General features: G+C 63.2%; 13 protein-coding genes and 1 pseudogene. 5 read left to right on the top strand and 9 right to left on the bottom strand.

All coding sequences use genetic code 11. The features are described 5' to 3' along the window. Positions 1-373 precede the first annotated feature (373 nt). Positions 374-1,653 (bottom strand): annotated as a pseudogene (locus JQ600_RS18105) (multidrug effflux MFS transporter). A 255-nt stretch (positions 1,654-1,908) separates the two neighbouring features. After that, the gene (locus JQ600_RS18100) at positions 1,909-3,744 is read right to left on the bottom strand and encodes an aminopeptidase P family protein (protein WP_212392400.1); all 1,836 of its coding nucleotides are present in this window, start codon (positions 3,742-3,744) and stop codon (positions 1,909-1,911) included. Positions 3,745-3,926: 182 nt separating this feature from the next. Between JQ600_RS18100 and JQ600_RS18095 the strand changes: the two genes are divergently transcribed. Beyond that, entirely contained in the window at positions 3,927-4,112 is a 186-nt protein-coding gene (locus JQ600_RS18095; protein WP_212270322.1) for a hypothetical protein, read from the top strand. Between the two features lie 64 nt (positions 4,113-4,176). Here the strand turns inward: JQ600_RS18095 and JQ600_RS18090 are convergent, their stop codons facing one another. Further along, positions 4,177-5,067, bottom strand: coding sequence for a 50S ribosomal protein L11 methyltransferase (locus JQ600_RS18090; protein WP_212392399.1), 891 nt, complete (start codon positions 5,065-5,067; stop codon positions 4,177-4,179). Positions 5,068-5,628: 561 nt separating this feature from the next. Here JQ600_RS18090 and JQ600_RS18085 point away from each other — a divergent pair. Then, complete coding sequence (locus tag JQ600_RS18085) at positions 5,629-5,793, top strand: hypothetical protein (RefSeq protein WP_212392398.1); 165 nt, start codon at positions 5,629-5,631, stop codon at positions 5,791-5,793. A gap of 41 nt (positions 5,794-5,834) precedes the next feature. On the opposite strand, the gene JQ600_RS18080 is transcribed toward JQ600_RS18085, so the two are convergent. Next, positions 5,835-7,436 carry an NAD(P)/FAD-dependent oxidoreductase gene (locus JQ600_RS18080; protein ID WP_212392397.1) on the bottom strand — a complete coding sequence of 534 codons (1,602 nt, stop codon included), beginning with the start codon at positions 7,434-7,436 and terminating at the stop codon, positions 5,835-5,837. Between the two features lie 255 nt (positions 7,437-7,691). On the opposite strand from JQ600_RS18080, the gene JQ600_RS18075 reads away from it, so the two are divergent. From JQ600_RS18075 to JQ600_RS18065, 3 genes are all read left to right on the top strand, one after another. After that, positions 7,692-9,977 (top strand): spermidine synthase, encoded by a 2,286-nt coding sequence (locus JQ600_RS18075; RefSeq protein ID WP_212392396.1) that lies wholly within the window; start codon positions 7,692-7,694, stop codon positions 9,975-9,977. A gap of 66 nt (positions 9,978-10,043) precedes the next feature. After that, complete coding sequence (locus JQ600_RS18070; protein ID WP_212392395.1) at positions 10,044-10,469, top strand: YeeE/YedE family protein; 426 nt, start codon at positions 10,044-10,046, stop codon at positions 10,467-10,469. A gap of 3 nt (positions 10,470-10,472) precedes the next feature. Beyond that, positions 10,473-10,937 carry a DUF6691 family protein gene (locus JQ600_RS18065; protein WP_212392394.1) on the top strand — a complete coding sequence of 155 codons (465 nt, stop codon included), beginning with the start codon at positions 10,473-10,475 and terminating at the stop codon, positions 10,935-10,937. On the opposite strand, the gene JQ600_RS18060 is transcribed toward JQ600_RS18065, so the two are convergent. The 5 genes from JQ600_RS18060 to JQ600_RS18040 form a co-directional block, all read right to left on the bottom strand. Further along, positions 10,921-11,706, bottom strand: coding sequence for a L,D-transpeptidase (locus JQ600_RS18060; RefSeq protein ID WP_249133189.1), 786 nt, complete (start codon positions 11,704-11,706; stop codon positions 10,921-10,923). The genes JQ600_RS18065 and JQ600_RS18060 overlap by 17 nt on opposite strands. A gap of 213 nt (positions 11,707-11,919) precedes the next feature. After that, positions 11,920-12,681: an ABC transporter permease gene (locus JQ600_RS18055; RefSeq protein ID WP_212270329.1), complete on the bottom strand. Its 762-nt coding sequence runs from the start codon at positions 12,679-12,681 to the stop codon at positions 11,920-11,922. Next, entirely contained in the window at positions 12,678-13,601 is a 924-nt protein-coding gene (locus JQ600_RS18050; protein WP_212392402.1) for an ABC transporter ATP-binding protein, read from the bottom strand. The genes JQ600_RS18055 and JQ600_RS18050 overlap by 4 nt, the downstream gene beginning before the upstream one ends. 149 nt (positions 13,602-13,750) lie before the next feature. Next, the gene (locus JQ600_RS18045; protein ID WP_249133188.1) at positions 13,751-14,380 is read right to left on the bottom strand and encodes an OmpA family protein; all 630 of its coding nucleotides are present in this window, start codon (positions 14,378-14,380) and stop codon (positions 13,751-13,753) included. 1,912 nt (positions 14,381-16,292) lie between these two features. Next, positions 16,293-16,499 (bottom strand): hypothetical protein, encoded by a 207-nt coding sequence (locus JQ600_RS18040; protein ID WP_212270330.1) that lies wholly within the window; start codon positions 16,497-16,499, stop codon positions 16,293-16,295. Positions 16,500-16,627: the final 128 nt, after the last annotated feature.

Here is a 16,627-nt window from a genome sequence, read left to right as displayed (position 1 = left end):
GAGATCACGGCATAAGCCGTAAAGCCATTGCGCAGGGAAGGCCGGGTGTTCTCCGCTGCCCTGTATGCTCGTGTGCATTTTGTTTTGTGCTAACCGCACACGAGACCGCGGGTGCAGCGCGCACCCGGTCTTCCCTGCGCCCTCTCTATGAGAGGGCGGGAAGTTTCTGGCAAACCTCGGGCGCATCGCGTCGCGAGAATGCGAAGGTGTGTTCAGTACAGTGCAAAAACAAATACGCTGTCGTCCCGGGCTTGACCCGGGACCCATAGCCACAGGAAGAAGTTTTGCGAACGGTCTCTGTTACCGCATCTTCATCGAGAGATCACGCGGTATGGGTCCCGGGTCAAGCCCGGGACGACGAGTGTGGCGCCGTTCATTGAATCGTCTCACAGCATCCCCGTTCTTCCTCGTCCGCCTGGCTTACGGCACCTTCCTGCGCGGCACGATGAAGATCATGGTCGAGGCGCAGGCGATCGAGATCGCGAAGATCGCGGCGGTGAGCGGCAGTGTCGTGGCGGAATGGCCGCCGAGATAGGCGCCGAACTGCGACACCAGCGAGCCGATCCCCATCTGCAAAAATCCCATCGCGCCGGATGCGGTGCCGGCGGCTTCGGGGCGGACGCTGAGCGCGCCGGCCGCCGAATTCGACATCACGAAGGCATTGGCGAACATCACGATCATCTGGGTGCCGAACAGGAACGACGGCGCCTGGTTGGTTCCCGCAAGACTCCACACCAGATTGAGCAGGCTGCCGCCGAGCTGCAGCGCCAGCCCGAACCAGATCAGCTTCTCCAGCTGATAGCGCGGCGAAAAGCGCACGCAGAAGAGATTGCCGACCAGATAGGCGAAGCCGGTTGTCGCAAACCACGCGCCGTATTCGGCGCTGGTGCGGCCCATTTGCGTGACCACGACATAGGGCCCGCCGCCGGCGAAGGTGAAGATGATCTGCGAGGCCAGCACCTGGCACAATGCGTAGCCGATGAACGCCCGCGACGTGATGAGGCCGCCGATGTCGCGGCGAAAGCTGCTGCCGGCGGCGCGCTCGCGGCGGGTTTCCGGCAGCATGATCGCGATGCCTACCGTGATCGTCAGCGAAGCCGCGGTGATCAGATAGAAGATCGCGCGCCAGCCGAACGCGGTTTCCAGCAGGCCGCCGGTCAACGGGCTCAGCATCTGCGCGATCATCATGACCGCAATGACGAGGCTGATCATGGAGCTGATGCGGTCGCGGCTGTAGAGATCGCGGATGATGGCGCGGCTGACCACCATGCCGGTGGCGCCGCCAAGCGCCTGCAAAAAGCGCGCGGCGATCAGTTGCGGCAGGGTTTCGGCGAAGATGCAGCCAACGCTCGCCGCGACCATCAAAGCGAGCCCGCACAGCAGCACCGGGCGGCGCCCGAAGCGGTCCGACAGCGGCCCCATGATGATCTGCGAGCAGGCGATGCCGACCATGAACAGCGACACCGTCATCTGCGCGATCGAAATATCGCGCCCGAACGTCGTTGCCAGCACGGGCAGCGCCGGCACCAGCAGGTACAGCGAGATCGGGGCGACGCCCGTCATCGCGACGAGCATCAGCAGCATCATCTTCGACGTCGCGATGCCGCCGGTGTCGCCAGCAGCACCGGGCGGTTTGCCCATCACGCCATGCATTCAGGTCCGATCCAGTTGTGTGAATGGGACTGTAGCGGGATGGCTCACGGCGAATACGGCCGTTTCGGCATGCGGCTATGCCGGGATCGGGAGGCGGCATGGTGATGTTTCGTCTCGTGCAACAACCCCAACTGTCATCATCCGCGAAGGCGGATGATCCAGTATTCCAGAGGCCGGAGTTATATGCGGATAAGCCGCGGCGTACTGGGTCCCCCGCCTTCGCGGGGGACGACAGTCGGAGAGACGGGGCGACTATTAAAGCGGCAGCAGCGCGGCCGTCGCGTCGTCCAGCCACAGCTTGGTCGCGTTGTCATCGAGGTGCGGTCGTACCTCGCGGTTGACGCGCTCGTGGTAGTCGTTCAGCCATTTCAGTTCGGTCGGGCTCAGCATGTGCACGTCGATCAGGCGGCGGTCGATCGGGGCCAGCGTCAGCGTCTCGAACGCGTTGATCGGCTTTTCGGCGCCGGCAACGTCGGTGCCGACGACAAGTTCGAGATTCTCGATCCGGATACCGTAAGCGTCGGTCTTGTAGTAGCCGGGTTCGTTGGACAGGATCATGCCGCGCTTCAGCGGCGTGGTGCCGAGCTTGGAAATCCGCGCCGGACCCTCATGCACCGAGAGATAGCTGCCGACGCCGTGGCCGGTGCCGTGCTCGAAATCGAGACCGGCGGCCCAAAGATATTGCCGCGCGAAGCTGTCGAGCTGGGCGCCGGTGGTGCCGTCGGGGAATACCGCGCGCGCGATCGCGATATGGCCGCGCAGCACGCGGGTGAAGCGGTCGCGCATTTCGTCCGTCGGCTCGCCGATCGCGATGGTGCGGGTGACGTCGGTGGTGCCGTCTTCATATTGCGCGCCGGAATCGATCAGCAGCAGGTCGCCGGACGAAATCCGCCGGTTGCTCTTGCGGGTGACGCGGTAGTGCACGATGGCGCCGTTCGGCCCGGTGCCGGCGATGGTCGGAAACGAAACGTCCTTCAGGGCGCAGGTCTGGCGGCGGAAGGTCTCCAGCGCCTCGACGGTGTCGATCTCGGTCAGCGCGCCCGACGGCGCCTCGCGGTCGATCCAGGCCAGAAACCGCGTCAGCGCCACCGCGTCGCGCCGATGCGCGGTGCGGGTGCCTTCGATCTCGGTGATGTTCTTCACCGCCTTCAAGAGACTGACAGGATCGTTGCCGCGCACCGGCTTGCCGCCGGCGGATGCGATCATGCGGCTCAACGCATCGGCCGCGGTGGCGCTGTCGAGGGCGACTGCGGCGCCCTTTTGCGCGAGTTCGGTCAGCATCGGCGTCAGCGCGTCGGGCTCGCGGACGTCGGCGGATTGTTCGAGATGGTCGCGCGTCAGGTTCGAGAGCTTGCGGTGGTCGATGAAGATGGTGGGACGGCCGTCCTTCGGCACCAGCGCGTAGGACAACGGCAGCGGCGTGTGCGAGACGTCGGCGCCGCGGATGTTGAAGCTCCAGGCCACCGCGTGCGAATCCGACAGCACCAGCGCATCGACGCCGAGTTTTACGATCTCCAGCCGGATGCGCTTGAGCTTCTCGGCTTCGATCTCGCCGGAAAACTGCGCGCCATGAATGGCGACCGGGCCGAGCGGCGGGGCGGGGCGTTCGGTCCACACCGCGTGGAGCGGGTTGTTGTCCACCGCGACCAGCTCCGCGCCGGCCTTGGCGCAGGCCGCCGCCAGCCGCTCGGCTGCCGCCGACGTGTGCAGCCATGGGTCAAAACCGAGGCGATCGCCGGGGCTAAGATGCTTGGCCAGCCAGTGCTCCGGCGGCGGATCGGCCAGCGGCTCGATATGCCAGGCCTTGCGGTCGACCTGCTTGGCGGCCTGCAGCGTGTAGCGGCCATCGACGAAAACAGCGGCTTCCTTGGTCAGGACGGCGGCCATGCCGGCCGAGCCGGTGAAGCCGGTGAGCCAGGCCAGCCGCTCTTCCGACGGCGGCACATATTCATTTTGCTGCTGATCGGCGCGGGGAATCACGAATCCCGTCAGCTTGCGCCGCGCCAGTTCCTCGCGGAAGGCGGCCAGCCGTGCGGCCAGCGCCACGCCGCTTTCGAGGTCTTCGAATGTCTGGAAATGGGCTTCGAACATGGCCGGGTCACTCAGGGGTTGGGTGCAGGTCCGCACAACATAGCCATAATTTGGCATAATCTGTGCTTCAATATCCATGTCCGCGTTAGATCGGACGGAACGGTTTGCCGGGCAAGCCGTTCACGTGATGCTACCAGGGGAAATTCCAGGAGTGTTTCATCTCAACGAAGAGGGGATACACGATGCCTGCCTTTATGTTTGAGAAGATCTCGCCGCCCGTCCGCCGCGGCCCAGCCCCTCCGATCGCCAACAAGAAGCAGCGTGGCGTCATCGTTCAGATACTGGACCGGTTCGTCGAGGCGCGGGTCAAACGCACAAAGCAGGAAGAAGAGAAGGGCGTCATCGCCCGCTACAAGCCCCCTGAATAGGAGCGTTTTCGAGCGAAGTGGATCCGGTTCGCGTGAAGAAAACGCGTCAAAACTAAATGAGTTTCTAGCCCACGTTGCGCAGCAGCAGGCTGCTCCAGCCTTCGATGCGCAGATGCCGCACCGGGACCATGCCCCGCGCACGATAAGCGGCGATCACCGAAGCCGCTTGCGGCGTCAGCAGTCCCGACAGGATAACCAGCGCCGATGGTGCCAGATGCCGCGCCATCGGCGTTGCCAATTGCCGCAACGGATTGGCGAGGATATTCGCCAGCACCAGATCGAACGGGCCGGCCTGCGCGAATTGCGGCGCCGAGAAGCCGGTGGCAGGGATCGCCTGCACCAGATGCCCTGACACGTTCAGCCGGGCGTTCTCCTGCGCAACCCGCACCGAGAGCGGATCGATGTCGCTGGCCAGCACGTTCTCCTGCAGCGCCTTGGCCGCCGCGATCGCCAGCACGCCGGTGCCGGTGCCGAGGTCGAGCACGCGCCGAGGGCGGTGCGCTTTGAGGACATGATCGAGCAGCAGCAGGCAGCCGCGCGTGGTTCCGTGGTGGCCGGTGCCGAACGCCAGCGCCGCCTCGATCTCGATGCCGATCTTGTTGGATGGCACTCGCGCGCGGTCGTGGTGGCCGTGCACGACAAAACGCCCGGCCGGGACCGGGACGAGGTCCTCGAGCGTGGCCTTGACCCAGTCCTTGGCCTCGACCGTGTCGAAGGCGATATTCTTGGCGATGTCTGCGCCGGCGGCGTTGGTGACGAGTTCGCGCACCAGCGCCTGATCCGGCGCGACGGCAAAATGCATGGAGACATCCCAGCGGCCGCCCGGACCTTCAAACGCGGCGATGGCGGCCTGCCCCTCAAGAAAGACTTCGGTAAGTATATCGACAACTAGCTTGGCGGCGGTCTCAGTGCCGACCGCGAAGGCCGCACGGGAGGTAGCAGGGGTGGAGGTCATTGGGGAACCACGAGAAAACAGCGGGAAGGCTCAAACTTAAGCAAGTTTCAGTTCGTAAGGTCGGGAGAACCTACCACTGGCGGCGGCCGGCGGAACCGGTTCCGTGGCCTCTCTGAAGTACCTCAATCATGGCTGATCTTGCCAGCCCCATTTCCAGCATAAGAACCACTCTCCTAATTGCGTCGAGGACACCCATCGCCTCATTCCCTGATTGATTGAGCGGTCGCCGCCTGGCGTGCGGTCGCGCTTGCACAGTTTATCGACCCTTGACGCAACGCTTATCCACAAGGTCATGCACCGGAACATACAGGAGGCTTCCACAGGCCAGCACTGCCGGTTTGCACCGCCGATGCATCAGTTTCTCCACCGGTGGTCCAACGGTTTTTCCACACCTTGTCCACGGCGGAAGCGATCGCAATTTTCAAGGCTTGTTAGCCAATTCACCGCCGATTCACAGCGTTTGCTGATCGGCGCCGCGACCGGGGATGCGGGAACCCGGCGTTAAACGGGCGCATGCCAGGATCGGTGCCGTAAATAAATATAACAAGGGGGAAATTTGAAATGGCCAGGATTACGGCAGTTATTGCAGTCATGTGTGCGTTGTGCGCTTTCGTCAGCTATCCGTCGGCTGAAGAGCGCCAGCAGTCCGCGATGGAGACGATCTCGCCGCTGGCGATGATGCAGACCGCGCGGGTGCTTCCGACCGAAGCCTACGACGCCATCTAGCCACCGAGCAGGGCGCGGCACCGGTAGCGGTGTTGCGCCCCTCAACCAAACAGCGCGCGGTGATCGCCCAGGATCGCCTTGGCGGCGTTGTGGCCGGGGGCGCCGGTGACGCCGCCGCCGGGATGGGCGCCCGAGCCGCAATGGTAAAGGCCCTTCAGCGGCCCGCGGTAATCGGCATGGCCCAGCATCGGCCGCGCCGAGAACAACTGGTTCAGCGTCAGCGCGCCGTGAAAGATGTCGCCACCGAGCAGACCGAACTGGCGCTCCAGATCGAGCGGCGACAGCACCTGTCGGCCGACGACGCTTCCCGCAAAGCCCGGCGCATATTTGTCCACCGTCGCGATCATCAGGTCGGCCACTTCCTCGCGATGGTCGTCCCACGATTTTCCGTCCGGCAATTGCGGCGCGACGTGTTGGCAGAACAGGCTCGCGACATGCTGGCCGGGTGGGCAGAGCGAATCATCGAGCGTCGAGGGGATCAACAACTCGACCACCGGCTCGCGGCTCCAGCCCCGCTCGCGGGCGTCCTGCCAGGCGCGGTCCATGTAATCGAGACTGGGGGCGAGGATGATCCCGGCCGTGAGATGATCGCCTTCGCCCGGCAGCGCCGTGAACGAGGGCAGGGCGGTCAGCGCCACATTCATCCGGAAGGTGCCGGAGCCGTTGCGCCAGTGGGTGATGCGAGCGAGGAATTCCGGCGCCAGCGCTTCTCGTGGCACCAGCCGCGTGTAGAGCAATTTCGGATTGACGCCGGAGACGACGTATTTCGCGCGCACGGTCTTTCCATTGTCGAGGATGACACCAACCGCGCGGCCGCCTTCGACAATCACCTCGCGCACGCCGGCATCGAGTTCGATGTCGGCGCCATGGCCGCGCGCCGCGCGCGCCATCGCCTGCGTGATCGCGCCCATGCCGCCGATGGCGTGGCCCCACACGCCCTTTTTGCCGTTCACCTCGCCGAACGCATGGTGCAGCATCACGTAAGCCGAGCCTGCCGCGTAGGGGCTGGCGTAATTGCCGACGATGGCGTCGAAGCCGAACAGCGCTTTTACCAGGTCGCTCCCGAAGCGCTCGTCCAACATCTCGCCGGCCGAGCGTGTGAACAGATCGAGCAGGCTGCGCTGCTGTTCCAGCGACAGCTTTTTCAGGATACTGGCGGTGCCGAGCGCATTGAAAGTCTCGCGGATGGCGCCGAGGCTGAAGCCTTCGACGATGTTCGGCGGGGCGCGTAGCACCAGTTGCCGCAATACATCCGCAATGCCCTCCAGCTCGTGTGCGAACGCATCGATGCGATCGGCGTCGCGTGGGCTCAATCTGGTGACTGAATCCCGGGTGCGGCCCTCGCCGGTGAGGAGATAGCTGCCATCGGGCGCGGGCAGGAAATTCTGCGCGCGGCGTTCAACGATGCGCAGGCCGTGCTCGGCCAGCTTCAAATCGGCGATGATCTGCGGGTTGAGCAGGCTGACGGTGTAGGCGGCCACCGAATTGCGGAATCCCGGGTGGAATTCCTCGGTTACGGCGGCGCCGCCGACCACCTTGCGGCGCTCGACCAGCTTCACGCGCAGGCCGGCCATCGCGAGATAGGCCGCGCAGGTGAGGCCGTTATGCCCCGCACCGATGATGACGACGTCCGTTTCGTTCATGTGCGCTTCAAGATCTGTGTGGTCATTCCGGGATGGTTCGCCGGAATCTCGAGATTCCGGGTTCGCGCTTTCGCGCGCCCCGGAATGACGTTCCTCCATAGCGAAGATGTGAATGTCCGCACAGCATCAAATGAGGGATTTGACGTCCCGGCCTGCATTGCCGACGCAGGTACCTTATGCTCCATTGCGCTCTCGCGGCGCCCTGTCGCCAAGAATCCGCCCTCCGGCGCCCGCCGGGTCCATGCCGGAGCTCTCATGAGCCTTTCTGAACCGTCCGCCGCCACGGACCTGTCGTCCGATTCCCGGAACCGGATGGTTCTGGTGGTCTACACCGCGGCGATCTTCGTCAGCGCGCTGCTGCTGTTCTCGGTGCAGCCGCTGTTTACCAAGATGGTGCTGCCGCGTCTCGGCGGCTCGCCGGCGGTGTGGTCGGTGGCGATGGTGTTCTTTCAGTCGCTGCTGCTGGGCGGCTATGCCTATGCGCATTTTCTGATGCAGCTCCGCAACCGCGCCGTCCCTGTGGCCGTGCATCTGGTGTTGCTCGTCGTTGCCATGCTGACGCTGCCGCTGTCGATCTCGAGCGGCTGGGGCGAGCCGCCGAATTCTGGCTATGCGGTCTGGCTATTGGGTCTCTTTGCGGTATCGATCGGGCTGCCGTTCTTTGCGCTCGCCGCCAACAACCCGCTGCTGCAGGCCTGGTTCGTCCGCACCGGCCATCCCAGCGGGCCCGATCCCTACTTTCTCTATGCGTCCTCGAACATCGGCAGTTTCCTGGCGCTGTTGTCCTATCCGGTGCTGCTGGAGCCCATGTTTACGCTCCGCGCGCAAAACCTGATATGGACTTGCGGCTATGGCGTGCTGATCGTGCTGATCGCAAGCTGCGCAATGTTGCTGCTGCGTTCGCCGGCCAATGCAGCTGACCTGAACATGCCTGCCGACGATGCGGATGCGCCGGCGCCGTCATGGATGACGCGCGCGCGCTGGATTTTCCTCGCAGCGGTGCCGTCGGGTCTGCTGATCGCGGTGACAGCGCATATCTCCACCGACGTCGCCGCGGCTCCTCTGTTATGGGTGCTGCCGCTGTCGCTGTATCTGTTGACCTGGGTGCTGGTGTTCCAGTCGCGGCCGCTGCTGCCGCACAAATGGATGTTGCTGGCGCAGCCGCTGGCGATCGCCGGCGTCGTCGTGCTGCTGGCCTTCGGCGGCGAGCAGAATTTGCTGCTGACGCTCGGCGGACACCAATTGTGTTTCTTCGTCATCGCGATGGCCTGCCATGGCGAACTGGCGCGGACGCGGCCGGCCGCCAAGTATCTCACCGGCTTCTATGTCGCGCTGTCGTTCGGCGGTATGGTCGGCGGCCTCTTCGCGGGCCTGATCGCCCCCTTCACCTTTTCCTGGATCGCCGAATATCCGATCCTGCTGGCACTGGCGGCGTTGTGCCGGCCGACGGGTAACGAACGGTTGCCGAGCTGGAGCGATTGGTACTGGCCGTTCCTCGCCGTGCTGGCGGTGGCGCTGATCGCACCGTCCTGGTCACCAGGCAAGGTCATGCACTGGCTCGACGATCACCGCGTCTGGATGATCGGCGCGGTCGGCGTGCTCTCGGCATTGCTGGCACTTGGGCTGAACGCCAGCCGCTGGAAGATCTTTGCAACCGTGGTGGTGGCGCTGGTGCTGCTGCGCGCCTACCCTTCCGACGACGGGCGGGTGGAGACCGTGCGCAGCTTCTTCGGCGTCCACAAGATCGTGGTGACGTCGAACGGCCAGTATCATGTGCTGATGCACGGCACCACGATCCACGGCGCCGAAAAATTCAAGAACGATGACGGCACGCCAGTGATCGGCCGGCCCGAGCCGATCACCTACTACCACAAGGATGGCGGCATCGGGCAGGCGATCACGGCGGTGCGGGAGCGGAAAGGGGCCGCGCTGCGGGTTGCGGTGATCGGGCTTGGCTCGGGCACGCTGACCTGCGCCTCGTTGCCGGGCGAGGACTGGAAGTTCTTCGAGATCGACCAGACGATGGTCGATACCGCGCGCGATCCGAAATATTTCACCTATATCAGCAAGTGCGAGCCGGACCTGAAGCCGGTGATCGGCGATGCGCGGCTGACCTTCGCGCGCGAACCGAACGGTGTCTACGACCTGATCATCGTCGACGCCTATTCGTCGGATGCAATTCCGATTCATCTGGCGACCGAAGAGGCGATGGAGATCTACAAGGAAAAGCTCGCGCCGCAGGGTGTGGTCGCGATGCACGTTTCCAACCGGCATCTGGAGCTGTCCAGCGTCGTCGTCGGCATTGCCGACGCCAACGACATGAAGAGTTGGGTCTACAGCGAGGATTCCGGCCGCGACAGTGAGTACATCTTCTCGACCTCGGTGGTGGTGTCGGCGCGGCACGAGGCGGATGTTGGCGCGCTCGCGTCATCGGACAAATGGGCCGAGACCGAGGCCGAAGACCACCAGCGGGTCTGGACCGACGATTACTCCAACGTGCTGGGGGCCGTTTGGCGCCGGATGCGCGACGGCGACCAATAGGCCCATTGCGATAATTCGTTGCAGGTTTATGGTTCGGCGCGCTTTCCAAACGAACGGAATTTCGCCATGGCCAATTTCACTCCCGTGTCGGCCGCGATCGGCGGAGCGCTGATCGGCCTTTCCGCCGTGCTGCTGATGCTGCTGACCGGCCGGATCGCCGGCATCAGTGGCATCTTTGCGGGGCTCCTGAATATCAGGAGCGAAGACAAGGCCTGGCGCATCGCCTTCATCGCTGGGCTGATGCTGGTTCCCGTTATCGCCGGATGGATCGGCTACGGCATGGCGACACCCAAGCTGCCGGCGAACTGGGCCGTCATCGTGGCGGCGGGGCTATTGGTCGGTTTCGGCACGCGGCTCGGCGGCGGCTGCACCTCCGGTCACGGCATTTGCGGGATTGGACGGCTGTCGGTGCGCTCGATCGCGGCGACCATCGTCTTTATGGTGACGGCGGTTATCACCGTGGCCGTCACCCGCCACATGTTGGGAGGCTGAGCCATGGAAATCATATCGCGGATCATCGCGCCGTTGTTGTGTGGCCTGATCTTCGGAACCGGCCTGCTCGTCTCGGGAATGGTGCAGCCGACCAAAGTGCTCGCATTCCTCGATATCTTTGGCGCGTGGGATCCGAGCCTCGCCGTGGTGATGGCGGCGGCATTGGCTGTCGCCACTCCCGGCTTCATGCTGGCAAGGCAGCGCGCGCGGCCGGTGCTGGCCGGGCAGTATTTCTGGCCGCGCAAATCCGACATCGATGCGCCGCTGGTGCTGGGCGCAGGAATGTTCGGAGTAGGATGGGGTCTCGTCGGATTGTGCCCGGGACCGGCGCTGGAGAGCCTGGCGACGCTGTCGCCGGGCGTGATTGTGTTCGTCGTGGCGATGGCCAGCGGGATGCTGCTTCACGACACATGGCAGGCGTCGCGGCCACCGTTGCAACCGCAAGTCTCGATCAATCCTGATAGGTGAACAGCCCGCGCCGCTGGTAATATGGCTGCGGCTGCGGCTGGTAATAGCCCTGCGGCGCCGGCGCGTAGCCGCGGTTGTCATAATATTGCGGCTGCGGCTGCGGATAGGCCTGGGCGCCGTAGAGGCGGCGATCGCGCGGCGCCGGATAACGCGCCTCGCTGGAACTGCCGTCGGCCGGATAGATGTAGCCGTCCTCGGCGCGACCCTGCGGCGCCATGCCGGGCTGCGGCGTGATCACGACGGGATCACCAGCGGCGTTGGATTGCTGCTCATATTGCTGCGCCGGAGCACGGCGTGCGACGGCGTTGGTGCGCGGCCGCGGATTGCGCGCCAAGGCGACCTGGGATGAGCCGGTCAGCGTCACCGTGGTGTTGAGCACGCCTTGCTCCTGCACCAGCGCATAGAGCTTCGCGGCGTTGTCGCGCGACAGCCGCACGCAGCCATGCGAAGCCGGAGAGCCGAGCCGGTTGACCGAATCGGTGCCGTGAATGGCGTGGCCGACCTTCGTGAAGAAGATCGAATGCGGCATCGGCGCTTCGTCAAATTCCTTGGAATAGTGATCCGCTTCCATGCGGAAGGCGCGGAAGCTGCCGTTCGGCGTTTCATAGGAGGGAAGGCCGCTCGACACCGGCCAGCGATAGCGCTCGACGCCGTCGACGGCGACGGTCATCTGCTGGCTATCCTTGTCGACGGTGATGGCGACTTTGGCCTGCGCGGCGCTGGTCATGAACAACATCAGGCCGGTGACGGCAACGAGGAAGGAACGCAATTTCACTTTGGCCTCCAGGCCGTTTTACCGCAGCGCCATGAATGCAAGCGAAGCGGCTCTCCGTCCCCCGGCATCCAATATGCCCGGAATCCGGTCGCCGTTCCAGCGGCCTGCGGACCCATCGTTAATGTGCCCCACGGCGCAAACAAGGCGGAGAGGGGGCTGAATCACGCTGATAGTGCTGACTTTTTCGCGAGCGGGCGGGGGAGTCCGTCAATTCTTGAGCCGGTACCCCGTCCTGAAGATCCACCACACCATCACCATGCACACCGCGAGGAAGCCCAGCGTCATGCCGAGGCTTAAGCCGACGCTGACGTCGGCGATTTCGTAGAAACTCCAGCGGAAGCCGGAGATCAGATAGACCACCGGATTGAGCAGCGTGATGGTGCGCCAGCCCGATGGCAGCATGTTCACCGAATAGAAGCTGCCGCCGAGGAAGGTCAGCGGCGTCACCACCAGCATCGGGATCATCTGCAGTTTTTCGAAACCGTCGGCCCAGATGCCGATGATGAAGCCGAACAGGCTGAAGGTCACCGCCGTCAGCACCAGGAAGGTCAGCATCCACCAGGGATGCATGATGTGCAGCGGCACGAACAGGGCGGCGGTGGCGAGGATGATCAGGCCGAGGATGATCGACTTGGTTGCGGCGGCGCCGACGTAACCTAGCACGATCTCGAAATACGACACCGGCGCCGACAGCAGTTCATAGATCGTGCCGACGAATTTCGGAAAGTAGATGCCGAACGAGGCGTTGGCGATGCTCTGTGTCAAGACCGACAGCATCACCAGTCCCGGCACGATGAAGGTGCCGTAGCTGACGCCGTCGACCTCGGTGATGCGCGAGCCGATCGCGGCGCCGAACACCACGAAATACAGCGAGGTGGAAACGACCGGCGAGACGATGCTCTGCAGCAGCGTGCGCCAGGTGCGCGCCATTTCGAACAGATAGATGGCTTGAACGGCCCGCCAGTTCATGGTGCCCTCACCAGGCTGACGAAGATGTCTTCGAGCGACGATTGCGTCGTGTCGAGGTCGGAGATGCGGATGCCGGCGTTACGGAGGTCGCTGAGCAGGCTGGTGATGCCGGTGCGGTCGCCCTTGGTGTCGTAATTATAGGTCACCGCGCGGCCGTCCTCGGACAGTTCGAGATTGTAGGCGGCAAGCGCCTCAGGGATCGCCTCGACCTTGCTCTGCAAATACAGCTTGAGATGCTTCTTGCCGAGTTTTTGCATCAGCCCGGCCTTGTCTTCGACCAGGATGATCTCGCCCTTGTTGATGACGCCGATGCGGTCGGCCATCTCCTCGGCCTCTTCGATGTAATGCGTGGTCAGGATGATGGTGACGCCGGAGGCCTGCAGGGTGCGCACCACTTCCCACATGCCCTTGCGCAGTTCGACGTCGACGCCCGCGGTCGGCTCGTCGAGGAACAGGATCTGCGGCTCGTGCGACAGCGCCTTTGCGATCATGACGCGGCGCTTCATGCCGCCGGACAGCGTGACGATCTTGGAATCCTTCTTGTCCCACAGCGACAGGTCTTTGAGCACCTTCTCGATATGGGCGGGGTTCTTCGGCTTGCCGAACAGGCCGCGGCTGAAGCTCACGGTCGCCCACACCGATTCGAAGGCGTCGGTGTGCAGTTCCTGCGGCACCAGCCCGATCAGCGAGCGTGCGGCGCGGTAATCCTTGTTGATGTCGTGGCCGTCGACGGTGACGCGGCCTTCGCTCAAGTTCGCGATGCCGCAGATGATCGATATAAGCGTGGTCTTGCCGGCGCCGTTCGGTCCCAGCAGCGCGAAAATCTCGCCGCGGCGGATATCCAGATTGATGCCGTTCAGCGCCTTGAAACCCGAACCATAGGTCTTGGACAGGTTGGCGACGGAAATGATCGGGGACATGGAGAGCATGGTCGCAGTCTGATCTGAAATTGTGGCAACTGAGATGGCGCAGCGCTGCGGCCGCGTTAGCGCGGGCGGGGGCAGCGGGAACTTTCAGATAGGAATGCGCGGGCCGCTTCGCAATCGGCGAATGGAATTATAATCTCTTGCTACTGCTTTTTCTTGGCCGGTTTTTTCGCAGCCGCGCCTTTTGCCGCCGCGGCCGGCTCGGCCTGCTCGGGCACCTTCGCCAGCGTCATGATCTGCGTCTGCGCATTGACGGGTCCATTGGGACGGGCGGGATCGAGCAGTTGCTCCTCGCCCAGTCCGACCGACTGCAGCCGCTTCGCCGATATCTTGAAGGTGTTGACCAGGATGTCGCGGATCGCGTCGGCGCGGCGCTGGCTGAGGAAGACGTTGTGGTCGCGCCTGCCGGTCGATTCGACATGGCCGACGATCAGGAACGTGTAGTTCAGCAATGCGGAGTTGACCAGCGTATCGGCCAGCCGTCCGATGGTCTGATAGGATTCCGGCCGCACGATCGGGGTGTCGGTGTCGAACTGGATGTCGACATTGAAGCTCGGCAGCTTGCTCAGTTCGGGCGCGATCGGCGGCCTTTTGTTCGGCGGGGGTTCGTTCTTGCCCCGTTGTTTCGAGCGCTCGAGGACTTGCTGGCGCAGCGCGGGGATATCCAGCTCCAGCGGTGTTTCCAGCCCGCTGAGCTTGGTTGCGACGTCGTCCTGCGCCCGGTAGCCGACATCGGCGATGGACTTGGTGCATCGCGCGCTCACGGTCGGCAACGCCAGCAGGCAAGCCAGGGACTTGAACACCTCGCGTCCCTTGCCGCCGCACTTCTTGACCACTTCGAACTCGCACTCCCGCCCGACGGTGGCACGCGCCGCGATGCGTTTCTGGATCGCATCGAACGCCCGGGGATAATCGGTCTTGCACGCCGCCGACATCACGTCCTGGTTGCGATAGAGACACTCCTTCAGGCGGGTGGAGTCGATGTTGACGCCGCGGCAATTGGCGGTGATGTCGGGGGCGCAGCTCTTGCCGAGAATGGCGGCCCCCTCGCCAAAGCTGATGGTCTGCGCCGACGCCAGCGACGGCGCCGTGAGCGCAAGGATCAGCAGGATGGATTTGCCCCGGAACATGGTTGCATCTCAACCGATGAATCCGCCGTTGGTCAAGGGCTTGGGCGAACAGAATGCCGTTCTGTCATATTGTCCGTTGTTCATAGTGTCTCCCTTCGCTCGGCAAGCCGGCTCGCCGTGGTCCCGGCTGGAATACGGGGCCCGGCAGGTCGAGCCCGATTGACCGGGCGCCCTTGGCGATTCGGACTTACATGTCGAACAGCGGAGGATGTGAATCCGCGTTCTCGCGGCGCGATACGCCCAAGGTTTGCGTCCGTTCGACCCTCCGAGGAATCAGAGGGCGCAGGGAATGCCGGATGCGCGCTGCACCCGCGGTCTCATGTGCGGTTAGCACAAAAAATGCTGCACATGAGCATACAGGGCAGCGGAGAACATCCGACATTCCCTGCGCAATGGCTTTACGGCTTATGCCGTGCTCTCCCCGGAGACGAGTTCTTGGTTGACTCCGTCACTGCCGTTTCCGCTCACGCCTCTCCGACAGCTTGACGCCTGCAACGGGCGCCAGGACCACACGGTTTTGCCGTACGCTTAATCCACGCCGTCGTCAGACGTGAACCAGGCGTCCACCGCGACCCGCCCCTCGTTGTGACGATGGCCAACGCCCCTCTGAGTGGGACGGGATGGGCAGAATGTGCCGGTGATTTGGATCGAAGGAAAGGGGAATATTTTTGATTTTCGGAAATTTAGGGCTTGACATGATTTCCGAAAACCAGAACTGATTTGCCCGTCGGGTTATTTTGTCGCAGCCGCCGTATCGAGATCGCTATTGCGTACGAGGCGACTCAGTTCGCGGAGCGCGTAGGTGAGTTATTGCGTGAATCCAAAAATTCAGGATGGTCTACGGACGTCCGCTTTGCTGCGCATTCCGGACCCAAGTCGGGCATCGCGTGAGAGTTGGCCCGGCGCTCAAGCCGTATCTGCTGCAGATGGCGCGGACGTGTACCGGTCAGGTTGATCGGCTCGAAACCAAGCATTGAACAAGGACGGGTCGGCGTCTTCGCTGCAGCCCTGTCATCTCGGTCGCTTTTGATGCGCGCTGCTCATTGACGTCGTCTGCCTGTATAAAATTGACCACCTCGTCGCCGAATAGCTTCCCTGGCCGTTGGAACCTACTTGCAGACAGGAACGTTCCTTGTTGGAGCGCCGCGCTTTCATGCTGAAATCGCGCGTGCTTCAATAGGAGTACACCATGAACATTTTCTATATCATCGGCGTCATCGTCGTCATTCTCGTCGTCGCCAGCTTTCTCGGGCTGCGTTGAACGGGATAGTTGGTGGGCCGCGCGATTATGAGTTCAGGTCGCGAATTCTGAACCCAAGCACGGCGAGCGAGAGCGTTGCCCCGGTCGAATTGGCGAGACCCGATCGTCTTTTCGCAACGCCGTAAACCGAAAGGCATAGACCGGTCGAAAGTGCCGCCAGCATTTTCAATGTCTGATCAGACTTGGAGTGTCGCGCTATCGTTTTCTGAAGCTGCGGTCGATGCGATAGCGATGTCGATGCCGCTGCCAATACTCAAAGAATGTGGGCTCTGTATTGCACGGGACGGCAGGCCGCTAGCTCAAGCGACTTAGCGCTTCTTCGGTCACGATCCGCTCAAAATTCTCTTCCTTGCTCTTGACGCGATATCGAAGGCGCCCGTCGGCCTCCACGGGCAGCAGTGCGAGGATCGTATAGACATTGCTCTGCTCGACGACATCGCGGCCCTGCGGTCCGTCAACCTGGCGGAAGACATCGTCGTCGATATGATAAGCGTGTTGCATCATGTGCCTCGATTGCGAGAGTAGGCCGCAGCTTCGGATTTTCCTGCTGCTCAACGGATTTTGAATCGGCTGGGGACAATGCTGCAGCATCTATTCAGCGTGCGGGTTACCAAGGTTGCCGGATTTCT

It is taken from the genome of Bradyrhizobium sp. AUGA SZCCT0176, from assembly GCF_018130145.1.
In the GTDB taxonomy this organism is placed as follows: domain Bacteria; phylum Pseudomonadota; class Alphaproteobacteria; order Rhizobiales; family Xanthobacteraceae; genus Bradyrhizobium.
The sequence above is the reverse complement of the archived record's forward strand: the minus strand, read 5'-3'. Positions and strand labels throughout refer to the sequence as shown.

Excerpts from the sequence above, each read along its gene's own strand:
- JQ600_RS18080 (WP_212392397.1), bottom strand. The coding sequence starts at position 7,436 with ATGAACGAAACGGACGTCGTCATCATCGGTGCGGGGCATAACGGCCTC.
- JQ600_RS18090 (WP_212392399.1), bottom strand. The coding sequence starts at position 5,067 with ATGACCTCCACCCCTGCTACCTCCCGTGCGGCCTTCGCGGTCGGCACT.
- JQ600_RS18095 (WP_212270322.1), top strand. The coding sequence starts at position 3,927 with ATGCCTGCCTTTATGTTTGAGAAGATCTCGCCGCCCGTCCGCCGCGGC.
- JQ600_RS18070 (WP_212392395.1), top strand. The coding sequence starts at position 10,044 with ATGGCCAATTTCACTCCCGTGTCGGCCGCGATCGGCGGAGCGCTGATC.
- JQ600_RS18050 (WP_212392402.1), bottom strand. The coding sequence starts at position 13,601 with ATGTCCCCGATCATTTCCGTCGCCAACCTGTCCAAGACCTATGGTTCG.
- JQ600_RS18075 (WP_212392396.1), top strand. The coding sequence starts at position 7,692 with ATGAGCCTTTCTGAACCGTCCGCCGCCACGGACCTGTCGTCCGATTCC.
- JQ600_RS18065 (WP_212392394.1), top strand. The coding sequence starts at position 10,473 with ATGGAAATCATATCGCGGATCATCGCGCCGTTGTTGTGTGGCCTGATC.
- JQ600_RS18040 (WP_212270330.1), bottom strand. The coding sequence starts at position 16,499 with ATGCAACACGCTTATCATATCGACGACGATGTCTTCCGCCAGGTTGAC.
- JQ600_RS18055 (WP_212270329.1), bottom strand. The coding sequence starts at position 12,681 with ATGAACTGGCGGGCCGTTCAAGCCATCTATCTGTTCGAAATGGCGCGC.
- JQ600_RS18085 (WP_212392398.1), top strand. The coding sequence starts at position 5,629 with ATGGCCAGGATTACGGCAGTTATTGCAGTCATGTGTGCGTTGTGCGCT.
- JQ600_RS18100 (WP_212392400.1), bottom strand. The coding sequence starts at position 3,744 with ATGTTCGAAGCCCATTTCCAGACATTCGAAGACCTCGAAAGCGGCGTG.